The 18,896-nt window shown below is 68.4% G+C and carries 17 protein-coding genes and 1 pseudogene; 7 read left to right on the top strand and 11 right to left on the bottom strand.

Annotated features, from left to right (window positions below):
* Nucleotides 1-867 (bottom strand): nucleoside-diphosphate sugar epimerase/dehydratase (locus AIIKEEIJ_RS02345; protein ID WP_443217087.1); only part of this gene is annotated, 867 nt, incomplete at its 3' end.
* Between the two features lie 803 nt (nt 868-1,670).
* Here AIIKEEIJ_RS02345 and AIIKEEIJ_RS02340 point away from each other — a divergent pair.
* Complete coding sequence (locus AIIKEEIJ_RS02340) at nt 1,671-2,615, top strand: UTP--glucose-1-phosphate uridylyltransferase (RefSeq protein ID WP_161994855.1); 945 nt, start codon at nt 1,671-1,673, stop codon at nt 2,613-2,615.
* Between the two features lie 31 nt (nt 2,616-2,646).
* Here the strand turns inward: AIIKEEIJ_RS02340 and AIIKEEIJ_RS02335 are convergent, their stop codons facing one another.
* From AIIKEEIJ_RS02335 to AIIKEEIJ_RS02320, 4 genes are all read right to left on the bottom strand, one after another.
* Complete coding sequence (locus tag AIIKEEIJ_RS02335; protein ID WP_043797029.1) at nt 2,647-3,966, bottom strand: UDP-glucose dehydrogenase family protein; 1,320 nt, start codon at nt 3,964-3,966, stop codon at nt 2,647-2,649.
* Nucleotides 3,967-4,059: 93 nt separating this feature from the next.
* A complete protein-coding gene (gene manA, locus AIIKEEIJ_RS02330) occupies nt 4,060-5,307 on the bottom strand; it encodes a mannose-6-phosphate isomerase, class I (RefSeq protein WP_161994854.1) in 1,248 nt (415 codons plus the stop codon).
* A gap of 42 nt (nt 5,308-5,349) precedes the next feature.
* The gene (locus AIIKEEIJ_RS02325; protein ID WP_161994853.1) at nt 5,350-6,429 is read right to left on the bottom strand and encodes a sugar phosphate nucleotidyltransferase; all 1,080 of its coding nucleotides are present in this window, start codon (nt 6,427-6,429) and stop codon (nt 5,350-5,352) included.
* A 113-nt stretch (nt 6,430-6,542) separates the two neighbouring features.
* A complete protein-coding gene (locus tag AIIKEEIJ_RS02320; protein ID WP_161994852.1) occupies nt 6,543-7,190 on the bottom strand; it encodes a hypothetical protein in 648 nt (215 codons plus the stop codon).
* Nucleotides 7,191-7,449: 259 nt separating this feature from the next.
* On the opposite strand from AIIKEEIJ_RS02320, the gene AIIKEEIJ_RS02315 reads away from it, so the two are divergent.
* Nucleotides 7,450-7,626, top strand: coding sequence for a hypothetical protein (locus tag AIIKEEIJ_RS02315; RefSeq protein ID WP_157127565.1), 177 nt, complete (start codon nt 7,450-7,452; stop codon nt 7,624-7,626).
* A 61-nt stretch (nt 7,627-7,687) separates the two neighbouring features.
* On the opposite strand, the gene AIIKEEIJ_RS02310 is transcribed toward AIIKEEIJ_RS02315, so the two are convergent.
* The 5 genes from AIIKEEIJ_RS02310 to AIIKEEIJ_RS32475 all read right to left on the bottom strand — a co-directional run bounded on the left by AIIKEEIJ_RS02310 (nt 7,688) and on the right by AIIKEEIJ_RS32475 (nt 10,057).
* The gene (locus AIIKEEIJ_RS02310; RefSeq protein ID WP_202916470.1) at nt 7,688-7,912 is read right to left on the bottom strand and encodes a hypothetical protein; all 225 of its coding nucleotides are present in this window, start codon (nt 7,910-7,912) and stop codon (nt 7,688-7,690) included.
* Nucleotides 7,913-8,171: 259 nt separating this feature from the next.
* Entirely contained in the window at nt 8,172-9,026 is an 855-nt protein-coding gene (locus AIIKEEIJ_RS02305; protein ID WP_043797022.1) for a hypothetical protein, read from the bottom strand.
* A gap of 23 nt (nt 9,027-9,049) precedes the next feature.
* On the bottom strand, nt 9,050-9,202 hold the full coding sequence (locus AIIKEEIJ_RS02300) for a hypothetical protein (protein WP_157127564.1): 153 nt from the start codon (nt 9,200-9,202) through the stop codon (nt 9,050-9,052).
* A gap of 163 nt (nt 9,203-9,365) precedes the next feature.
* Nucleotides 9,366-9,671, bottom strand: a complete 306-nt coding sequence (locus AIIKEEIJ_RS02295) for a SelT/SelW/SelH family protein (RefSeq protein ID WP_161994850.1) — start codon at nt 9,669-9,671, stop codon at nt 9,366-9,368.
* 224 nt (nt 9,672-9,895) lie between these two features.
* The gene (locus AIIKEEIJ_RS32475) at nt 9,896-10,057 is read right to left on the bottom strand and encodes a hypothetical protein (protein ID WP_006934360.1); all 162 of its coding nucleotides are present in this window, start codon (nt 10,055-10,057) and stop codon (nt 9,896-9,898) included.
* Between the two features lie 132 nt (nt 10,058-10,189).
* Between AIIKEEIJ_RS32475 and AIIKEEIJ_RS02290 the strand changes: the two genes are divergently transcribed.
* The 4 genes from AIIKEEIJ_RS02290 to AIIKEEIJ_RS02275 are packed head-to-tail and all read left to right on the top strand — an operon-like array spanning nt 10,190 to nt 16,673.
* Nucleotides 10,190-12,163, top strand: coding sequence for a cellulose biosynthesis cyclic di-GMP-binding regulatory protein BcsB (locus tag AIIKEEIJ_RS02290; RefSeq protein ID WP_161994849.1), 1,974 nt, complete (start codon nt 10,190-10,192; stop codon nt 12,161-12,163).
* 12 nt (nt 12,164-12,175) lie between these two features.
* Complete coding sequence (locus AIIKEEIJ_RS02285; RefSeq protein ID WP_006934367.1) at nt 12,176-13,645, top strand: archaeosortase/exosortase family protein; 1,470 nt, start codon at nt 12,176-12,178, stop codon at nt 13,643-13,645.
* Nucleotides 13,630-15,063: a glycosyltransferase gene (locus tag AIIKEEIJ_RS02280; protein WP_161994848.1), complete on the top strand. Its 1,434-nt coding sequence runs from the start codon at nt 13,630-13,632 to the stop codon at nt 15,061-15,063. Before AIIKEEIJ_RS02285 ends, AIIKEEIJ_RS02280 begins: the two co-directional genes overlap by 16 nt.
* A complete protein-coding gene (locus AIIKEEIJ_RS02275) occupies nt 15,060-16,673 on the top strand; it encodes a glycosyltransferase family 39 protein (RefSeq protein WP_202916469.1) in 1,614 nt (537 codons plus the stop codon). The genes AIIKEEIJ_RS02280 and AIIKEEIJ_RS02275 overlap by 4 nt, the downstream gene beginning before the upstream one ends.
* A gap of 696 nt (nt 16,674-17,369) precedes the next feature.
* Here the strand turns inward: AIIKEEIJ_RS02275 and AIIKEEIJ_RS02270 are convergent.
* Nucleotides 17,370-17,822 (bottom strand): MarR family transcriptional regulator, encoded by a 453-nt coding sequence (locus AIIKEEIJ_RS02270; protein WP_161994847.1) that lies wholly within the window; start codon nt 17,820-17,822, stop codon nt 17,370-17,372.
* A 139-nt stretch (nt 17,823-17,961) separates the two neighbouring features.
* On the opposite strand from AIIKEEIJ_RS02270, the pseudogene AIIKEEIJ_RS02265 reads away from it, so the two are divergent.
* Nucleotides 17,962-18,771, top strand: a pseudogene (locus AIIKEEIJ_RS02265) (MFS transporter); the annotation flags it as partial.
* Nucleotides 18,772-18,896: the final 125 nt, after the last annotated feature.

Raw genomic sequence — 18,896 nt, 5'->3', positions numbered from 1 at the left:
CACGTCGACGACGCCGGTGGCAACCACGAGATCCGCCTCGTAGGGTTCGAGGTCCCAGACCAAGTCGCGGATTCCCTCGTGTCCGAGCGTTTCGGTTGCCGTCACGACGACCGTGTCCGCGCCCGACTCGGCCAGGGCGCCGACGACCGATCGTTCGTCGCCGTAGATGGCGATCCGGTTTCCCTCCACCTCGATGGACTCACCGCGAGCGCCGGCATAGCGCGGAACGCAGACACCGACAACCCGATAGCCATCGGAGGCCTCGCGCTGGAAGGTCCTCGTCATGAGGCGTACCGCGTGCTCCCCTCCAACCACGAGGACGGACGTCTGGAACTCGCCGCGGCTCCGCTTCTGTGCCACTACGCGGCGCCAGATCCATCGGCTGAAGATCAACATGATGAGCCCGGCCGGCAGAGCGATGGCGAGATAGCCCCGCGCCAAGTCGAGCTTGAAGACCAGCGACACAATCGCGACAGCACCGAAAAGCCTTAGTGTTCCAGCAATCACGCGCTGATATTCTTCGTATCCACTGCCGATGACACGGCGCGACCGCGTGCGGAAGAGTACGAGAGTCCCGATCCACGCAACGGCGAGGCAGGCCGACACGACGGCGTAGTTCAACTCACTGAACGATGTAGCCGCGAGCAAATCCGCCTCCCCGAAGCGCACGACGTGCGCAAGGACGACGGCCAACACGACGATGACATTGTCGGTCCAGAAGAGGCGCTCGACGTACGCGCTCTGCCACGACCATCGAGTGTGGCCGGAGCGGTCTCCGACCGGAAAGGCGTCGTGCCTCGCCGGCACTTCCCTGGTGGAGTCGACCGTGGCTTGCGCCCGGTCCGACTGACCCACTGCTGCTTTCATTCTGTTCCCTCCCCGAGCCCGATACGGGCGTGGTGCCCATATCGATGCGATCACCTCAGGCGGAACATGCGTATGCCTTCGACGGTATGCGAATACCTCCCCGTACCGCACACATCTCAAACCTGCGCTTGCCCTCGGTAAGGAACATCTTGGGGCATTCGGCAACGACTTGCATCTCGACGGGTACACGACTGGGACTTGCAATCACGCCCCTTGACCAGCGAAGTTTCGCTACTTCTCAGTAACTTCTCAGCAAGTAGCAGGTCAAGCGGTATGTTCCAGCCAGAAGCGTTCCAACTGTTCGAATGTGGGCGCTTCAGCGTTACGGTGTGAAACATCACATACCAACCGATGCCTCGCCCGGAAATGTGGACAGTTGGACGCACGACCAGTTTGTTCGAACGTGCAGACAGTAGGCGGCATACGTTGATACAGAACCGGTAATTGCCGCGCAAGTTTTCGGATCCCGGGACAGCGGTTCCTATGCATATTCACCGGCATGCCGGTGCAGACCGGAACCGTGCAGGACGTCCGATGCCAACGACATGACTTGACGTGGAGGAACCTTCGATGAACGTTCGGGGGCGTTCTCGTCCACAGCTCCGCCGTCGCATACAAGCGACGACGAATGTCGCGAATCTCGATCGATGAGTCTAAACTCTGCACAATCGCGCATTCCTACGGAAACTCTCCCGCACCGCGACAGTTCGGCGCGTACCTATTCCGACCGACATTCCTGATGGCGCGGGTACGTCCTACCGATGAGTATCCGATTTGTCCCAATCGAGAGACGAGGTGTCGCCATGGGCGAATTGATCGCCGAGAACCCGAGCGTGTTCAAGACGGCGGTGGTGCCGGCTGCGGGTATGGGCACGCGGTTTCTCCCCGCAACCAAGACGGTGCCCAAGGAACTCCTGCCCGTCGTGGACACCCCCGGCATCGAACTGGTCGCCTCGGAGGCCGCCGAGTCGGGCGCGGGCCGCCTCGTCATCGTCACCGCGCCGGGTAAGGCCGGCGTGGTCGCGCACTTCGTCGAGGACCTGGTCCTCGAGAATCACCTGGCGGCGAAGGGCAAGCATCACCTGCTCGAAAAGGTGCGCAAGGCACCGAGGTTGCTCGACGTCGAATCCGTCGTGCAGGCCGAGCCGCTCGGTCTTGGGCACGCTGTCGGGTGCACCGAGCAGGCCCTCGACGACGACGAGGACGCGATTGCGGTCCTCCTTCCCGACGATCTCGTCCGGCCCTGCGGCGTCCTCGAGGTCATGGCCCGTGTGCGTGCCGAGCGCGGCGGCAGCGTCCTGTGCGCCATCGACGTGCCGAAAGCCCAGGTCAGTTCGTACGGCGTCTTCGAGGTCCAGGAGGTTCCCGGCGTCGCGAACCCGGATGTGATGAAGGTTCTCGGCATGGTCGAGAAGCCGAAGCTCGAGGACGCGCCGTCCACCCTCGCCGCAGCCGGCCGCTACCTGCTCGACCGCGCGATCTTCGATGCGCTGCGCCGTGTAAAGCCCGGCGTGGGCGGGGAACTGCAGCTCACCGATGCCATCTCGCTGCTGATCGACGAGGGTCACCCCGTACACGTCGTCGTCCACCGCGGCTCGCGGCACGACCTCGGCAATCCCGGCGGTTACCTGCGAGCGTGCGTCGACTCGGCCCTGGCGAGCCCGGAGTACGGCCCGATGCTGCGATCCTGGCTGACGGACCGGCTCAAGCAGATCGATCCCGACGCTGCGACCGGCGCCCCGCAGTAGGACCCGTCCGCCGGCGGACCTGGTTACTCCGTCATCGGCCCATGCCGCGGTAGCGCCAGCCGTGGGAACGCCAGCGCTGCGCGTCGAGGCAGTTGCGCCCGTCCAGAACGGTGCGCGCCCGAACTGCTGCGCTGATCTCCTCCGGATCCAGTTCTTTGAAGTCTTGCCACTCGGTGAGTACCAGTACAGCGTCGGCACCTCGGCATGCCTCGGGGATGTCCGCCGCGTAGGTGAGGGTGGGGAACAGCCGTCGAGAGTTCTCCATTGCTTTCGGATCGAAGACCGTCACCGCTGCTCCCTGCAATTGGAGCTGTCCCGCCACGTTGAGAGCTGGGGAGTCCCGAACGTCATCGGAGTCGGGCTTGAAGGCCGCGCCCAAGACTGCGATCCGGGCGCCCAGGAGCGATCCGCCGCAGGCTTCTTTCGTCATCTCGACCATCGTGGTGCGGCGCCCCATGTTGATGCCGTCCACCTCCCGGAGCAGGTGCAGAACGTTGTTGGCACCAAGCTCGCCGGCCCGCGCCATGAACGCCCGGATATCCTTCGGCAAGCACCCACCTCCGAATCCGAGGCCGGCATTGAGGAATCGCCGCCCGATCCGGGCGTCGTAGCCGAGCGCATCGGCCAGCTCGACCACATCTGCGCCACTCGCTTCGCAGACCTGTGCGACGGCGTTGATGAACGAGATCTTTGTTGCCAAGAATGCGTTCGCAGCAGCCTTCACGAGTTCGGCCGTGGCAATGTTCGTGACCAGGAAGGGCACGCCCTCCGCGATCTGGCACGCGTAGAAGTCACGCAGTGTCGCTTCGGCTCGCCCGCCGCGACTAGGGTCGACCCCGACGACCAGCCGATCCGGGGCGAGAGTGTCCTGTACCGCGTACCCCTCGCGAAGGAACTCGGGGTTCCACGCCACCTCGACGTCGTCGCCGGCCGGTGCGGCGCTCCTGGCACGCTCTGCCAGTTGCTCGGCTGTTCCGACCGGCACCGTCGACTTCCCGACGATCAGCGTCGGACGGGTCAGGAGCGGGGCGAGCGCGTCGACGACCGCATGCAACTGGGACAGATCCGCGGCGAATTCGCCGCTCTTCTGTGGGGTGCCGACACCGATGAAGTGGATGTCCGCAAAGTCTGCCGCCTCGGCGTAGGACGTGGTGAAACGAAGCCGTCCGCATTCGAGATTTCGTCGCAATACCTCGGAAAGGCCGGGCTCGAAGAAGGGCACCTCCCCTGCCTCCAGCTTCGCGATCTTCCCGGGGTCGATGTCGACGCCCAGGACGTCATGCCCCAGTTCTGCCATACATGCGGCGTGAGTGGCGCCCAGGTATCCCGTGCCGAAGACTGTGCAACGCATTCTCCCAGAGGTACTCAGCGGGCGTGTTCAGCACACCGATGCACGCTGAGTACTGAACCAACAATGTGTGAAGAGTTGGCGCTGTCGGCCCACTCAGGTCGACTCCGACGGAATTGGCAGTGTTGCCGCGAACACCGTCGCGTGAGGACTCCTGGCCTGTACAACGAGTTCGGGGTCCGAGCCCGGAACCCACGCCGCTTCCCCCCGCTCGAGGTTCAGTATCTGATCGCTACACCGCAGCTGAGCTGATCCCTCCACGCAGAGCAGGATCCGCGACGCCGGGCCACCGAATGCAGCAGAGGTCGGTCTCGAAGTACCCGATAGATCCAATTCGGCGCGCACCAACTCGAACTCGCGCACCGGCGGTGCGTACAGGCATTCGTCCCTGTCGATGCGTGCACGTACCCATGGCACGTCCACCGATCCGAAGTCGAGCACGCGCAGCAGTTCCGGCACGTCCACGTGCTTGGACGTGAGCCCGCCGCGGAGCACGTTGTCCGAGTTCGCCATGATCTCCACGGCTGTGCCCCGCAGGTATGCGTGGAGGTTGCCCGCCGGCAGGAACAACGCGTCGCCCGGTTCCATGGTCACCCGGTTGAGCAGGAGCGACGCGATGACGCCCGGGTCCTCGGCGTAGGCCCGGCCGAGGTCGAGGGCGGTGCGTGCCGCGACGGTGAACTCGTCGTCCGAGCCGGCCCGCGCCGCCAGGTAGCGCTCGCACCCGGCCAGAACGGCGTCCACCAACGCGACGAGAGACTTGGTCGGCAGCGTCATCCACGCGGTGAACAGGGCGCGCAGCCCCGTCGCGTCGAGGTGGTCGCCCAACTCCGACGCGTAGGGAGTCAGTTCGGGGACGCTCAGGTCACGAAGGAACTCGACCGTCTCGGTCGGCGCCCGAAAGCCGGCCAGCGCCTCGAAACGGCTCAGCGCCACGACCATCTCGGGCTTGTGGTTGTCGTCCCGATAGTTGCGGTGCGGTGCGCCCAATGGAATTCCGGCGTCGTTCTCCCGCGCGAACCCCTCCCGAGCCTGCGCCCGGCTCGGATGCGCCTGCAACGAGAGCGGCTGCTCGGCCGCGAGGACTTTCAACAGGAACGGCAGCCGACCGTCGAATTCTCGGGCACATTCCGATCCGAGCTGGCCTTCGGGATCGCGAGCAATGAGATCGAGCAGCGACACCGTGGTGCCGTCTTCGTCCACCACGGCCGGGGCCGCCGGATGGGCACCGAGCCACAATTCGGCTTCGGGTTCCTCGGTCGGCGCAGGCCGGCCGGTCAGCTCGGCCAGCGCGGTGTGCGAACCCCACGAATAGTTGCGAACGGCCCCGCGAAGCGGATACATCGAGCTCCTCCCCGGAACCGGATCAGCTTGTCCTGCATGTCTCTACACGTCGGTGGAGAACCGGACCCCGCCGTCCGGCAGGACGACTCCCGGCCACACCCGCGCGCCGCGTAGCAGTTCACAGCGGGCTCCGACCTCGGCGCCGTCGCCGATCACGGCGTCACGAACCAGAGCACGCGGCCCGATCCGGGCACCGAATCCCACGATCGAGCGCTCCACCACCGCTCCCGCGTCGATGCGTGCGCCGTCGAACACCGCGACTCCGTCGAGCCGGGCTCCGCCACCGACCACGACGTCGCGGCCGACCGCGGTTCCGCCGATCAGCATCGCCCCAGGGGCGACGCGGGCTGTCGGGTGTATGCGGGCCTCGCCGCGCTCACCGTCGAGCGCCGGGGACGGCGCAATTCCCCGGACCAGGTCGGCCGAGCCCTTGACGAAGTCGTCCGGCGTCCCCATGTCCCGCCAATACGCGGCGTCGACGTGGCCGAACACGCGGGCGCCGTCGACGAGCAGCGCCGGGGATACCTCCCGCTCCACCGAGACGGGACGTCCGGCCGGGATCTTCTCGATCCACTCGCGACGGAAGACGTAGCAGCCGGCGTTGATCTGATCGGTCGGCGGATCCTGTGTCTTCTCCAGGAACGCCGTGACCCGTCCGTCCGCGTCGGTGGGCACGCATCCGAAGGCGCGTGGATCGGCGACGCGCACCAGATGCAGCGTCACGTCGGCGTGGTTGACCTCATGCGTGTGCAGGATCTCGCGCAGGTCGCTGCCGCCGAGTACGTCGCCGTTGAACACCATGACGTTGTCGGAGCGCAGGTGGGGCAGCACGTTGCGGATGCCGCCGCCGGTGCCGAGCGGCTCGGTCTCGGTGACGTACTCGATCTCCAGCCCCATGCTCTCGCCGCTACCGAAGTACTCCTCGAACACCTCGGCCTTGAACGACGTACCGAGCACCACGTGGGTGATGCCCGCGCTCCTGATCCGCGCGAGCAGATGCGTCAGAAAGGGCAGTCCCGCCGTGGGCAGCATCGGCTTGGGCGCCGACAGCGTCAGGGGCCGCAGACGCGTTCCCTTGCCTCCTACCAGGACCACCGCGTCGGTCGCGGCTCCTCCGCCCATGTCCCTCCCCCTATCGAACGCGCGCCCGGCGCGACCGTGCGCGAATGCAACTGCCACTCCCGGGAACCACGCGGCGGCATCCCGTGCGGGATGCCGCCTGCGCGTGCCGAAGGTCAGCTCTGCGAGAGGTCCGGCAGCTGATCGCCGAAGAGATCGATCACGAGACCGATCAGCTCTTCGGGGGTGTCGATGACGTCGTCGGTCTCGGGCGCGACGTCCGCCTGCGGAACGGTCCCCTCCGACTTGGTCGGGGCGGACTGCGCGGCCGGGGCCGCGGGTGCGGGAGCGGCGCCGTCGCCGGCGACGTTCACGACGATCGGGTTCTGGAACGGCGCGCCGGACTTCAGGCCGACGTTGTCCCACTGGGTGCCGGCCGCGTCCTGGCAACCCCAGTACACGTAGTAGGTGCCGGCCGCGATGGGCTGCGGGCCCTGGGAGACGGGCTGGCCGTCCTGGACGAAGGTGATGGCGGAGGTGCTGGTGTTCTCGACGGAGAACTTCGAGCCGGGCGCCTGTGCATCGGCGCGGCCCGACGGATCGGCGGCGTCGAGCCCGCTCTGCTTGGTCGACACGTAGGTCACGCAGGTGACACCGCCGGCGACGTCCACCCCGGCGAAGTCGAAATCGACGGTGATCGAGCCGGGCGTGCCCGACGCCCCCACGGACGGGTTACCTGCCGCGACCGCGGTCCCCGGCACGCACAGCGCCAGCGCTCCCACCCCGACAACGGCCACAGCGGTCTTCTTCAGAACGGATTGCATCAAAGCTCCCTCGAGTACGGCGATTCCGCGAGAAGTCGCGGCGTCCACTTCGACCCCCCGGTCGGAATGTTCCGAAACACCGTAACCCGAGGCGGCCTCACATGCGAGTTGGTCGGTCTGTTTCGAGCGGCGCCGCCCGCGCCTACACGCCGCGCCTCCAATCTGCACTCTCGGTGTCGTTTCAGCGGACTATTCCAGTCCACGTCCGTCGCCGCGGACGAAACGATGGACTCGGTCGGCATCGTTCAGGGTTCGACGGATGGACATCGTCGTGCGCCTGGTGGTCCTGTGGGCAGCGCTGTCGGTGCTGATCGCAGTTGTGGCCGGTGATGCTGTCCGGCTCCGGGAGGAACGGTCCCGCCCGACGCGCGCCGCCGAAGCGCCGGCCGAGCCGACCAAGCCCGAAACGATCGTCCGGACCTCGGTCGGAGTCTGAGCTCGGCAGCAGCGGCTGCGCGCGCCGGGATTGTGCACGAAGCTGCCGCAGCTCCCGGTCCCTACTCGGCCACGGTGAGGCGCGTCGACTCGGCAGCGCCGATCACCGCGCCCGGCGTGGGAAACGGAACGAGCGCGCACTGACCGGAACCGGACGAGACGACGCAGAGCGCCGCGGGAAGAATGCGGGGAAGGATATCGGCACTTCCGGTGCCCGCACTTGCGGTGGCCGGCACGGCGACGGTGATCGCGGCACAGCCCAGGATGCCGGCGAGAAGACGCTTCACGAAGACCTCGATTCGAAGAGGAAGGACCTGACGGTCCATTGAATCGGGCAAATCGCCAAAACATTACGTCTGCGAAGAATAGCGCTGCTCGAGAGAGCATTACCCGCCGTGCGCTCGCCGGGCTCCTATCCGTGCCCGGCTTGGTCCACCGGCGCCGCTGCGGAACGCAGGAAGCCAGCCGGCACGGTGTACTGATCCACGGGACCGATACCCGGATAGTCCACGGTGCGGCCCCACCCGCAGTGCTCGGCCCTCGACGTCACGGCGTAGGAGCTCGCTCCCGCGAGAAGAAGACCGGAACCACGAGAACGACGATCAGGCCCACCCCGGCCAGGACAGCAGACCACGCATTCAAACGACCTTCCCGCTCCTCGAATTCGACACTCTGTTGCGCGGATTCCGCTATCGCCTTGTTTCTCTCGAGAACCGACCGCCGAAATTCGTCCACTTGGATGAGGAACAGTTCGACCGCTCGGGGTTGCAGATCCGGGTCTGTCGCGGCCGGCACGGCCGGTGGGGTAGGCATGGCAGGAACTTCGGGAGGGCGCGGACTGCTGACGAAGGGTGCGACGATGAAGACGAGTCCCACCGCCAGACTGAGCACACTCGCTTGAATGAAGTACCGCCGCTGCCCCGTCGCTCGATTGACCCACTCCATGAAGAAGATCAACCTCTGCATCTGGTGATTGTGCAGGGTGCCCGTCGGAGGGTGCAGCGTCGAGCGACTCGCAGGCATGAGGAAGGCCAGATAGAACCCGGAAAAGGCGACGGCCATACCCAGAAAGAGCGGGGCAAAGACCCCGCGCAGGGGTAGCGAATTATCGGTCACCGAAAACGACACACCCAACACGCCGATATAGATGGTTCCGATGGCAGCGGCGGCGGTCTGCACGAACTTCGCACTATCTCGACTTCGCTCGAAACCGCCCTTCGATGCGTCGTACAGGTTCTCCTGGAACAGCTTCCGCAGTTCGTACTCGGCAGCCCAGCCGGCCATCTGAAAGTCGGTCGTCGCCTTGTCGAGCGCGGCGCTGCGCTCCGCCTCCTCCGCACGCTCCGCCTCCAGCCGGAGTCTCTCGAGTTCCTGCGAGCGCCTCGCGGCAGGGCTCCACATTCTCACCAGTGCGACCGCGGATCTCAATCCGCGTCCTCGGGCGACTTCGACGGCATCACGTAGCTGTCCGGAATTCCCCACGCCCGCCCCTGGCAGTGCATATGCACGTCGCCTTGGAACTCCTCGGCCGGAAAGAACTCGTTCTCGACCTCGCACCACTTCCGACCGACAGGCATGGCCCGAGTGTGCTCCGAAATCTGTGGACCGATGTTGCACAGCCGCAACGAGTGGGTATCGATACAGAGCACCGCATGCGGACGAAGCCCGATAACACGAGCACGACTGGAAACCGGCCGGGCAGTTCTGCCGGTACCGGCGCCGGATACGGCCGTAGAAATCCTATTCCTGCGCCCGGCGCGCGGCGTCCCCGTGCCCCAGATCCCGCTCGGGATCCACGACGTCCCGCACCCGCTGCTTGAGCGTGACGATGTCGGGAAACCCACCGTCGGTCTTGCGGTCCCACACCACCCGATCACCGGCCGTGACGACGAAGATGCCGCCGGTGCCGGGGATGAGCGCGACCTCGCCCAGATCCGGGCCGAAGGTGTTGAGCAGCTCCTGCGCCATCCAGCCGGCGCGCAGCAGCCAGTTGCACTGCGTGCAGTAGGTGATGGTGATGCGGGGTGCGGTGCGCGGCTCGGTCACCGCCCGAGCGTATCGGTCGGCACGCCGCCCGAAAGGGGTGAGGCCCCGCCGATCGTGGTGGCGAAACGGCGGGGCCTCAGCGCGGGCCGGCGATGGGGGGTTACCGGCCTGCGAGCGTCGCCTTCGCAGGGGGGACAGGAAGGCGACACAGGAACACTAGTCCTCAAGATCGTTACTCGCGAGTACAAACACTAAAGCGCTGGTCAAAAGCATGTAAAGCGATGTCAGGGCTTGTTGGTGTGACGTTCGCTCTCGCGCTCGGCGCGCTGGATCTCGACGAGGGATTCCTCCATGTCGGCCACGCGCAGCACCTTGCCCAGGACCAGACCGACCGCCACCGAGACGAGCAGCCAGGCGCCCAGAACCGCCGCAACCCACCACCACATACCCACAGTGTGTACGAACTTGGTCGCCGATGGGTAACGCGCGGAGGACTGTAAGCGATATTGCGTCCACGCTATCGCGGCCGTGTCGCACTTGTCCCACATTTCGTACCGAACAACCGTAAAGTCCCCGATGTGCCGACCCAGACAATTCGCCGTGCCGGACACGCCATCCTCGTTCCCGCCCTGGCCGCGCTGACCGTGCTCGCCGCTGGCCCTGCCGCCGCGCAGGACCCCGTCGCGCCGCCCGGCGACGTCGTCTTCGGCACGCAGACGCTGGGATTCGGCGACACGGTTGCCTTCCGCGGCCACAGCGACACCGCGACCCTCACCGTCCCGGTGCCGGACGGGCTGCGGCCCGCCGCGCTCGACACGACGGTGCAGATGCCCGCCAACGTCGCCCGCGGCTGGATCGACGTCCAGTCGCAGGGGCTACTGCTCGCCCGCATCGACCTGCCCGCCGCCAGAACCCTCGTGCCGGTCTCGCTGCCCCTGGATGCGGCGCCGATCGCGGACCGCGCCGTCACCGTCACCCTGACCCTTCACCTGCTCCCGTTCGACGGGATCTGCCCCGAGGACTGGACGGATCGCTCGGTGGTGCTGCGCGACGGACGCGTCCGCTACACCGGGGCGGCGACCCCGCCGGCCGTGGTCGCCGACTTCCTGCCGCCGATCCTCGAGTCGCTGGAGCTGGCGCTGCCCGCCGACCCCACCCCCGCCGAGTCGGCCACCGCTCTCGATCTCACCGCGGCCGTCACCGCCCAGTACACGGGCCGGCCGCTGCGGGTGACAGTGCAGACCCTGCCCGGCGACGACGCGGTGCCGCCCGCCCCGGCCGGGCCGTTCACCCGGCAGATCGCGATCGTCGAGACCGACGGCGACGGTGCCGCCACCCTGGTCCAGGTGCCCGGCGGCGGTCCGGCGCTCGCGGTCACCGGCGACGCCGACGCCCTGCGCAACCAGGCCCGCCTCATCACGAGCGACATCTCGTCGGTCGCGGTGGCCTCGGCGGCGACGGTCGGCACGCTGGGCCGGCCGCCGCGGCTGTCCCCCGACGCGACGACGCTCGCCGAACTGGGCCTCGGCGCCCTCACCGACACCGGCGTCGGCGTGGTGGAGGTGCCGCTCGGCATCGACCAGACCCGTCTGGGACGGCCGTCCCACAATCTGCGGATCAACCTGCAGGGCTCCTACACCCCGCTGCCCACGACCGAGGGCGGCCTGGTGTCGGTGACGGTCGGCGACACCGTCGTCGACTCGTGGCCCGCCGACGCGTCCGGCCGTCTCGATCGGTGGATCACGGTGCCGGACCACGTACTCGGACGGACCACCGACGTGGTGGTGTCCCTGCGCGCCACCGGCGGCACCCACCAGTGCGGCCTGCAGCAGCCGATGACGCTGACCGTCGACGCCGGCAGCCGCGTCACCACCGAGCCCGCCGACCCGCCGCTGCCCGGGGGCTTCCGGTCGCTGCCGCAGGCGCTGCTGCCGAAGGTGAACGTCGCCGCCACCGAGGCCGGGATCGCCGAAACCGCCCGGGCCGTCGCGCTCGTGGCCGGGCTGCAGAGCTTGACCTCCGTGCCGCTCGATCCCGAATGGGTGAGCGTCGACGAGGCCGCCACCGGCGGCACCCCCGCCATCGTCGTCGCCGCCGACGGCCGCGTCCCCGACACCCTGGAACTGCCGCTCGCCGGGACACAGGGCCGCACCCTCGACCTCCTCGACCCGGCCACCGGGAACGCCACCACCGTCACCTTCCCCACCGACATCGAGTTCGCGTCGCTGCAGGTGGCGCGCGACGGCGACCGCACGGTCCTCGTCGCCGCCGCCACCGAGGTGCCCGCCGAACTCGACCGCACCCTCGGCTGGCTCGCCGCGACCCCGCAACGCTGGGCCGAACTCGACGGCGACGTGCTGTTCACCACCGCCGACCGCGACCCGGTCGAACTCGCGCTCACCGACCCGGCCGCCGAGCCCGGCACCCAGGAGTCGCTGGGCCGGACGACGGCCTGGGTGCTCGCCGGTGGCCTCGCCCTGCTGGCCGGGGGGCTCGTCGCCGCGGGCGTCACGGCCTTGCGATGGCGTCGCGGCCGGCCGCGCCCGCTCTGATCGGATGTCGCCATGAGCACCGTCACGACCGCCGAGCGCGCCGCACTGTTCGCGCACACCAGCGCACGGTGGACGGTGATCGTCGCCGCCACCGTGCTCGGGTACTGGTCGACGTGGGAGCAACTGCTCACGGAGATCTCCCGCGGCACGGGCGGCGGCTACGTCCTGCTCGTGCCGCCGTTCGCGGTGCTCGCCGCCGAGGGCGTCACCCGGCGCCGCCGCGGCGAGTTGCCGATCCACGACCGGCAGACCGACCGGATCGTCGGCGGCGCCGTCCTGCTGATCGCGCTCGCGGTCAAGTGGCTGCTGCTGCCGCGGTACGGGCCGAACTACCAGATGATGCACCTCGACGTGCTGTCGGCGTGGACGTTCGTGATCGGCGCGTGCGTGCTGCTGTTCGGCCTGCGCGTCGCCTCCCGGTACTGGCCGGTGTGGCTGCTGCTGCTGGGCACGTCGCCGTTGTTCTACCGGGCGGTGCTCGTGCAGCTCGGCGGCACCAAGTTCGCCGCCGGGTTCCTGATGGTGCTGCTGGGCGCGATCGCGATCGCCGTCGCGGTCGGCCGCACCCGGCGCCGCGCGCTGATCGGCTTCTCCGCGACGATGCTGCTCGGCCTGGCGCTGCTGTTCGCGGTGACCACCCGCTACCCGGACGCGCGGGTCGCCGTCGCGCAGATCGTGCCGTCGGGCACGGCGGCGCTCGTCGTCGGCGGCGCGTTCTACCTGTACCGGTATCGCGGCCTCGCGCCGCGCACGCTGCCCCCGAACCCGGTGTCGCCGCGGGAGGCGACGCGCTCGGCGCTGTTCCTCGTCGCCCCGGCCGCGCTGGTGCTCGCCGTGCTGCCGCTGCCGGATCAGCAGCTCACGCCGGTGTCGGTGGGCCCACCGCCGAGCGGCACCGTCACGCAGGTGGTCCCCACCGGTTGGTACCAGATCGACTCCATCGACTACGACTGGCCACGAAGGTATTTCGGCTCCACCGCGCAGCTGCGCCGGCAGATGATCCGGGCCGTCGAGCCGCGCGCCGACTGGGATCGGCTGTCGCGGCCGCGCACCGTCGCCGTGCAGACCCTGCAGGTGCGGCGGGTGGGGGTGTTCGAGGTGTATCCGGTGCAGACCTCCTACGATCTCGGGCGGGCGCGGGTGAGCCCGAAGATCCGGGTGGACCTCGGCCACGGCGTGCAGGCCGACTTCTTCACCGTCGTCGACGACGAGTTGCTGCTCACCTGGAGCCTGATGAACTTCATCTGGACGCGCGGCGACGCCCTCGCGCAGCGGGTGAGCCTGCTGACCGTCGACAACCACGAACTCGATGCGCCGTTCCCGCAGCCGACGCCGAACATGGCGTCGAACGGCCGGAATCTGCTGTCGGTGTTCCTGCGCGGGCGGGCGTCGGTGGAGGATTCCGATCCCGAGTACAAGGACTTGGACATGCTCACCGAGCTGGGCCGTGATCTGGTGGAGGCGCAGTGGCGCGGAATCTAGTCGACGAGGAGTTCAAGGCCGCCGCGCTGCACGACGCGGTGTACGGACTGCGGGAGAAGCGGCCGCTGTCTTCGGCGTCGGTGGCGTTCGTGCCGTGGCAGAAGTGGCTGACCCTCGGCCTGGTCGCCGCGGCGATCGTGGCGCTGGTGTTCGCGACGACGCCGACGCTGACCGTGCTGATGGCGGTGTGCACGGCCGGGTACATCGCGACGCTCGCGGACCGGCTGCTGCTGTTCTCCCGCGGCCTGGCGCGCGACGCGATCCTCACCGTCGACGACGACGTGGCGCGGGCCGTGCCCGGGCACGCGCTGCCGACGTACACGGTGCTGGTCCCGGCCTACAACGAGCCGGAGGTGGTGGGTGATCTGATCGCGGCGATGGCCGCGCTGGACTATCCGGCCGAGAAGCTGCAGGTGCTGTTGCTGCTCGAGGAGGACGACGCCGTCACCATCGCCGCGGCCGAGGAGGCCGGGCTCGGCGAGAGCGTGGAGATCCTGCTGGTGCCGGCGGCGGACCCGCGGACCAAGCCGAAGGCCTGCAACTACGGGCTGCACTTCGCCACCGGCGACATCGTCACCATCTTCGACGCCGAGGACCTGCCGGAGCCGCTGCAGTTGCGGCGCGTGGCGGTCGCGTTCGACCGGCTCGGCGACGACGTCGCGTGCGTGCAGGCGAAGCTGGCCTTCCACAACGGCACCCAGAACATGCTCACCGGCTGGTTCACCGCCGACTACGCGCTGTGGTTCAACTTCGTGCTGCCCGGCCTGATGCGCTCGAATTCGCCCATCCCGCTGGGCGGTACGTCGAACCACATCCGGCGCGCCGTGTTCGACGAGATCGGCGCGTGGGATCCGTACAACGTCACCGAGGACGCCGACCTCGGGGTGCGCATCGCCGAGTCGGGCTACCGTACGGCCGTATTGGACTCGACGACGCTGGAGGAGGCGAACAGCGATCCGATCAACTGGATCCGGCAGCGTTCCCGCTGGTACAAGGGATATCTGCAGACATGGCTCGTGCACGTGCGACGACCCGTACAACTGTGGCGGGGCATCGGCACGGTCGGGATGCTCCGGTTCACGACCCTGCTCGCCGGGACGCCGATCATCGCGTGCCTGAACATGGTGTTCTGGTTGATCACCATCGCGTGGCTGCTCGGGCAGCCGCTCCTGATCGAGGAGATCTTCCCCTGGTACGTGTACTTCCCCGCGCTGATCTCGCTGGTGTTCGGTAACTCCGCCGTGCTGTACATGAACCTGGTCGCGTGCCGGGAGACCGGCAACTCGGCGCTGTGGCTCGCGTGCCTGACGGTGCCGGTGTACTGGCTGATGATGTCGGTCGCCGCGATCAAGGGCACCTATCAGCTGATCCGCAATCCCTCCTACTGGGAGAAGACCTTCCACGGGCTGTCGTCATGAGAGGCGACTCGGCCCGGGTGTTCTGGCTGTCCTGCCTGCTCTATGCGGCGGTGGGGCTGTACCTGTCGCTGGATGTGGCCTATTTCCAAGGTGATTCGCTCAGCCGCGTCGCGGCCGCGCGCAGCGCCCTGCACAGCCGCGACCCGCACCTGGCAGCCATCGGGTTCGTGTTCACGCCCCTGACCGCGCTGATGCAGTTGCCGCTCGTGGCGCTGTCGGACTGGTGGCCGGCGCTGACCCGGTGGGGCCTCACGGCCGTGGTGATGTCGGCGCCGTTCATGGCCGGGGCCGTCACCCAGGTCCACCTGTTCGCCCGCGATCGCGGCGCGTCGCCGTGGCTGGTGTGGACGGTGACGGCGCTGTTCGCGCTCAATCCGATGATCGTGTACTACGGCGCCAACGGCATGAGCGAGGCGCCGTTCCTGATGCTGCTGTGCTGGGCGACGCGCCGGCTGGTGCGGTGGATCAGCACCGACGACGTGCACGACCTCGCCGTCGCCGGGATCGCCGTCGGGCTGGCGTATCTGGCGCGCTACGACGCGCTCGCCGTCGGCGCGGCCGTCACCGTGCTCGTCGTCGCGGTGACATGGTGGCGCACCCGCGTGTGGCGGGCGGCGCTGCTCGACGCGATCCTCGTCGCCGCCCCGGTGGCGTTGGCGTTCCTCGTGTGGGCGGCGACGAGCTGGCTCATCACCGGCGAAGCGCTGCAGCAGTTCTCGTCGTCGTACGGCAACGCGGCGATCCTCGAGCAGAGCGGCGGCGGCTCCACCGGGGGCTTGGGGGCGCTGGCGTTCTCCGTCGCCGAGATCCTGGTGCTCGGGCCGGCGCTGCCGCTGCTCGCGCCCGTCGTCGCGGTGCTGGCGTGGCGCCGCCGGGACTTCGAGCCCGTCGTGCCGTTCGTCGTGCTGGGGGCGGTGCTTGCGTTCGCCGCCCTGTCGTACTTCCGCGGCATGACGTTCCCGTTCCTGCGGTTCTACCTCGTCGCGGTGCCGCTGGCGGCGATGTGGGTGGTGCAGCTCGCGCCCCGTCGCGGGCAGCTGCGTGCGCGCCGGCTCGGCGCGCACGCGACGGTGCGGCCGCAAGACCGCGGCACCCTTGCACCCGTCGGGGCGCTCGCGCTCGCGGTGTCGGTGCCGGTCACGTTCGTCGCGATGGGCAACGCGACGCTGTCGCAGGAGCAGCACGCGCTGCGCACCGTGCTGTTCCCCGATCCGGACGACACGTCGCAGCTGCGGGACCAGGAGAACCGCATCATCGCGTCGTTCGGCACGGAACGTCGCATCGCGGACCATCTCGACGGGCTCGACCTGCCCCCGGGTTCGGTGGTGATGGACACCGTGTACGGGTTCGCGGTGCTCACCGCGACCGACCGGCCCGAGCAGTTCGTCATCCCGTCCGACGCCGACTTCACCCGCATCCTCAACGATCCGGCCGCGAACGGCGTGCGGTATCTGCTCACCGTGCCGAACGAGGGTCGCGGCGTCTCGGATGCGGTGAACCGCCGCTACCCCACCGTCTTCGAGACCGGCGCCGACATCGCGACCCTCGATCTGGAGATCCCCAACGACGGCGACAACCAACCGACCTGGCGTCTGTACCGGATCGGTTGACGCACCCGCGAGCCGCGTGCCACCATCGCTGCACCGACCCCGAAAACGGGGCGACCCCGGCCGGTGCGCCAACACCGAACCGGGGTCTGGGCACACGACAGAGAAGAGCTGTCATGCACCGTGAGGTGGATTGTATCCACACGCCGATTCCAGGCGTACATCTCCGGGAGTGGCCGGCGCCGCGCGCCGCGCACCCCGTCTACCGGCCCGGCGCAGCGTCCCGCGCCGCCGACGTGACCCGGACGAGTCCGCCGACGTCCTGACCCGTTCACCAGCCCTCGCATACGACTGTCACCAGCCGTGCCCGGGGGCCACAGGTGTTTTCCCTGCGTGCGTGCGAGGGCCGTTCCGGTGACCGAGGCGCACGCGGTCACGTCGTTTTCCGTGCGGGTCCGACGCTAACCAACCGCATCCGGCATTCCACCGTCCCGGTGAACGGCACCGGGCACCCGATCGAGCACGGGTCGACACGTCCGACCGGGTCCAGCTCAGCCGCTTGCCTTTTCGGCACGCGGCCAGACGTGCTGGCCGAGACGCGGTATCGGGGTATGGTCCGTGGGTTTGCTTGGGGAAGGGGCCGACGAGTCAGGGACCCGAAGGGTCTCCGTCTGCTTTGGCGTCCCGAATTCTCCTCCGTCAGGCCCGAACACGTGCACTCACTCCGGCGACGTGCGCCCGGGTGCACAGCACCGGGGATCAGTGCGGGCTGGGCGGCAGCTCGTGCAATGCCCGCACCAACGGCGCCAGCTCCGGGATCTCGGACGCCTCGCCGAGGGCGGCTTCGAGGGTGGCGTCGTGCGTCGGACGCGCATTGTCGAGCAGCTCGCGCCCGGCGGCGGTCAGTTCGGTGTAGATGCCGCGGCGATCGTCCTCGCACAGGATCCGCGTGAGCAACCCGCGCTTCTCGAGACGATTGACCAGCCGCGTCGTCGCGCTGCTGCTCAGCGCGGCCGCGCGGGCGAGCTGCGCCATCCGCATGTGCCAGCCGTCCTGCCGGCTCAGCGCGTCGAGCACGGTGTACTCGACCACCGAGAGCTGGTGCTGCTGCTGGAGGGCACGTTCGAGCTCGGTGTCGAGCGCCCCGTGAAGTGCGGCCAGCGTGCGCCAACCTTGCGCGCGGATCTCCACCGCGTCGTCCGCAATACCCACGTCGCCTCCTTGTTTCTTACCCTCTCCGATACTACCCGCTTGCGCATGTATAGAGCGCGTGCAACTATTTATGAGGCGTTTGCAACTACTGCACACGCGCTCTATGCGCTGACGCGCAGATTTTCGAAAGGAACTCGACGTGCCTTCAGGCCTCATCGCCCTCGCCATGGGCGGATTCGGGATCGGCCTCACCGAATTCGTGATCATGGGACTGCTGCCGGAGGTCGCCGCGGACTTCGCCGTGAGCGAGTCCGTCGCCGGCTATCTCATCTCCGGGTACGCACTCTCGGTCGCCCTCGGCGCGATTCTGCTCACCGCCGCCCTCACCCGCTTCGACCGGAAGCGGGCCCTACTGTCCCTGATGGTGCTGTTCATCGTCGGCAACCTGCTGTCGGCCCTCGCCCCGTCGTACGAGGTCATGATGGGCGGACGCATCGTCGCGGCCCTGTGCCACGGCGCGTTCTTCGGCATCGGGTCCGTCGTGGCTGCGGACATGGTCGCACCTTCCAAGCGCGCCGGCGCCATCGCCATCATGTTCGCCGGCCTCACCACCGCCAACGTCCTCGGAGTCCCGTTCGGCACCCTGCTCGGGCAGCAACTGGGATGGCGCTCGACCTTCTGGGCGATCACCGCGATCGGCGTGGTGGCACTCGCCGGCATCATTGCCCTGGTGCCGGCCACTCCCCCGGCCGCCACGCACGGCGGCCTGCGCGGCGAACTCCACGCGTTCCGCAACAAGCAGGTCTGGTTCTCGATCGCGCTGACCGTCCTCGGCTACGGCGGCATGTTCGGCGCCTTCACCTACATCGCCTTCACCCTGACCGAGGTCAGCGGCTTCGCGACGTCCAGCGTGCCGTGGCTGCTCATCGTCTTCGGCTCCGGCCTGTTCGTCGGAAACTACCTGGGCGGCAAGGCAGCCGATCGCGCCCTCACCCCGGCGTTGACCACAAGGGTCACACGGCCCCCGGTTTCGGAAGGGAGATCTACGGATGATCGACGTCTACGTCGTCGACGGAGTCCGCACACCGCAGGGCCGCTACGGCGGCGCGCTCGCCCCGGTGCGGCCCGACGACC

The sequence above is a fragment of the Rhodococcus sp. YH1 genome, assembly GCF_009939605.1.
Classification (GTDB): Bacteria; Actinomycetota; Actinomycetes; order Mycobacteriales; family Mycobacteriaceae; genus Rhodococcus; species Rhodococcus aetherivorans.
The sequence above is the reverse complement of the archived record's forward strand: the minus strand, read 5'-3'. Positions and strand labels throughout refer to the sequence as shown.

Bases quoted from the DNA above. Each gene is read 5' to 3' on its own strand.
- AIIKEEIJ_RS02340 (WP_161994855.1), top strand. From the start codon at position 1,671: ATGGGCGAATTGATCGCCGAGAACCCGAGCGTGTTCAAGACGGCGGTG.
- AIIKEEIJ_RS02335 (WP_043797029.1), bottom strand. From the start codon at position 3,966: ATGCGTTGCACAGTCTTCGGCACGGGATACCTGGGCGCCACTCACGCC.
- manA (WP_161994854.1), bottom strand. From the start codon at position 5,307: ATGTATCCGCTTCGCGGGGCCGTTCGCAACTATTCGTGGGGTTCGCAC.
- AIIKEEIJ_RS02325 (WP_161994853.1), bottom strand. From the start codon at position 6,429: ATGGGCGGAGGAGCCGCGACCGACGCGGTGGTCCTGGTAGGAGGCAAG.
- AIIKEEIJ_RS02320 (WP_161994852.1), bottom strand. From the start codon at position 7,190: ATGCAATCCGTTCTGAAGAAGACCGCTGTGGCCGTTGTCGGGGTGGGA.
- AIIKEEIJ_RS02315 (WP_157127565.1), top strand. From the start codon at position 7,450: ATGGACATCGTCGTGCGCCTGGTGGTCCTGTGGGCAGCGCTGTCGGTG.
- AIIKEEIJ_RS02305 (WP_043797022.1), bottom strand. From the start codon at position 9,026: ATGTGGAGCCCTGCCGCGAGGCGCTCGCAGGAACTCGAGAGACTCCGG.
- AIIKEEIJ_RS02300 (WP_157127564.1), bottom strand. From the start codon at position 9,202: ATGCCTGTCGGTCGGAAGTGGTGCGAGGTCGAGAACGAGTTCTTTCCG.
- AIIKEEIJ_RS32475 (WP_006934360.1), bottom strand. From the start codon at position 10,057: ATGTGGTGGTGGGTTGCGGCGGTTCTGGGCGCCTGGCTGCTCGTCTCG.
- AIIKEEIJ_RS02285 (WP_006934367.1), top strand. From the start codon at position 12,176: ATGAGCACCGTCACGACCGCCGAGCGCGCCGCACTGTTCGCGCACACC.
- AIIKEEIJ_RS02275 (WP_202916469.1), top strand. From the start codon at position 15,060: ATGAGAGGCGACTCGGCCCGGGTGTTCTGGCTGTCCTGCCTGCTCTAT.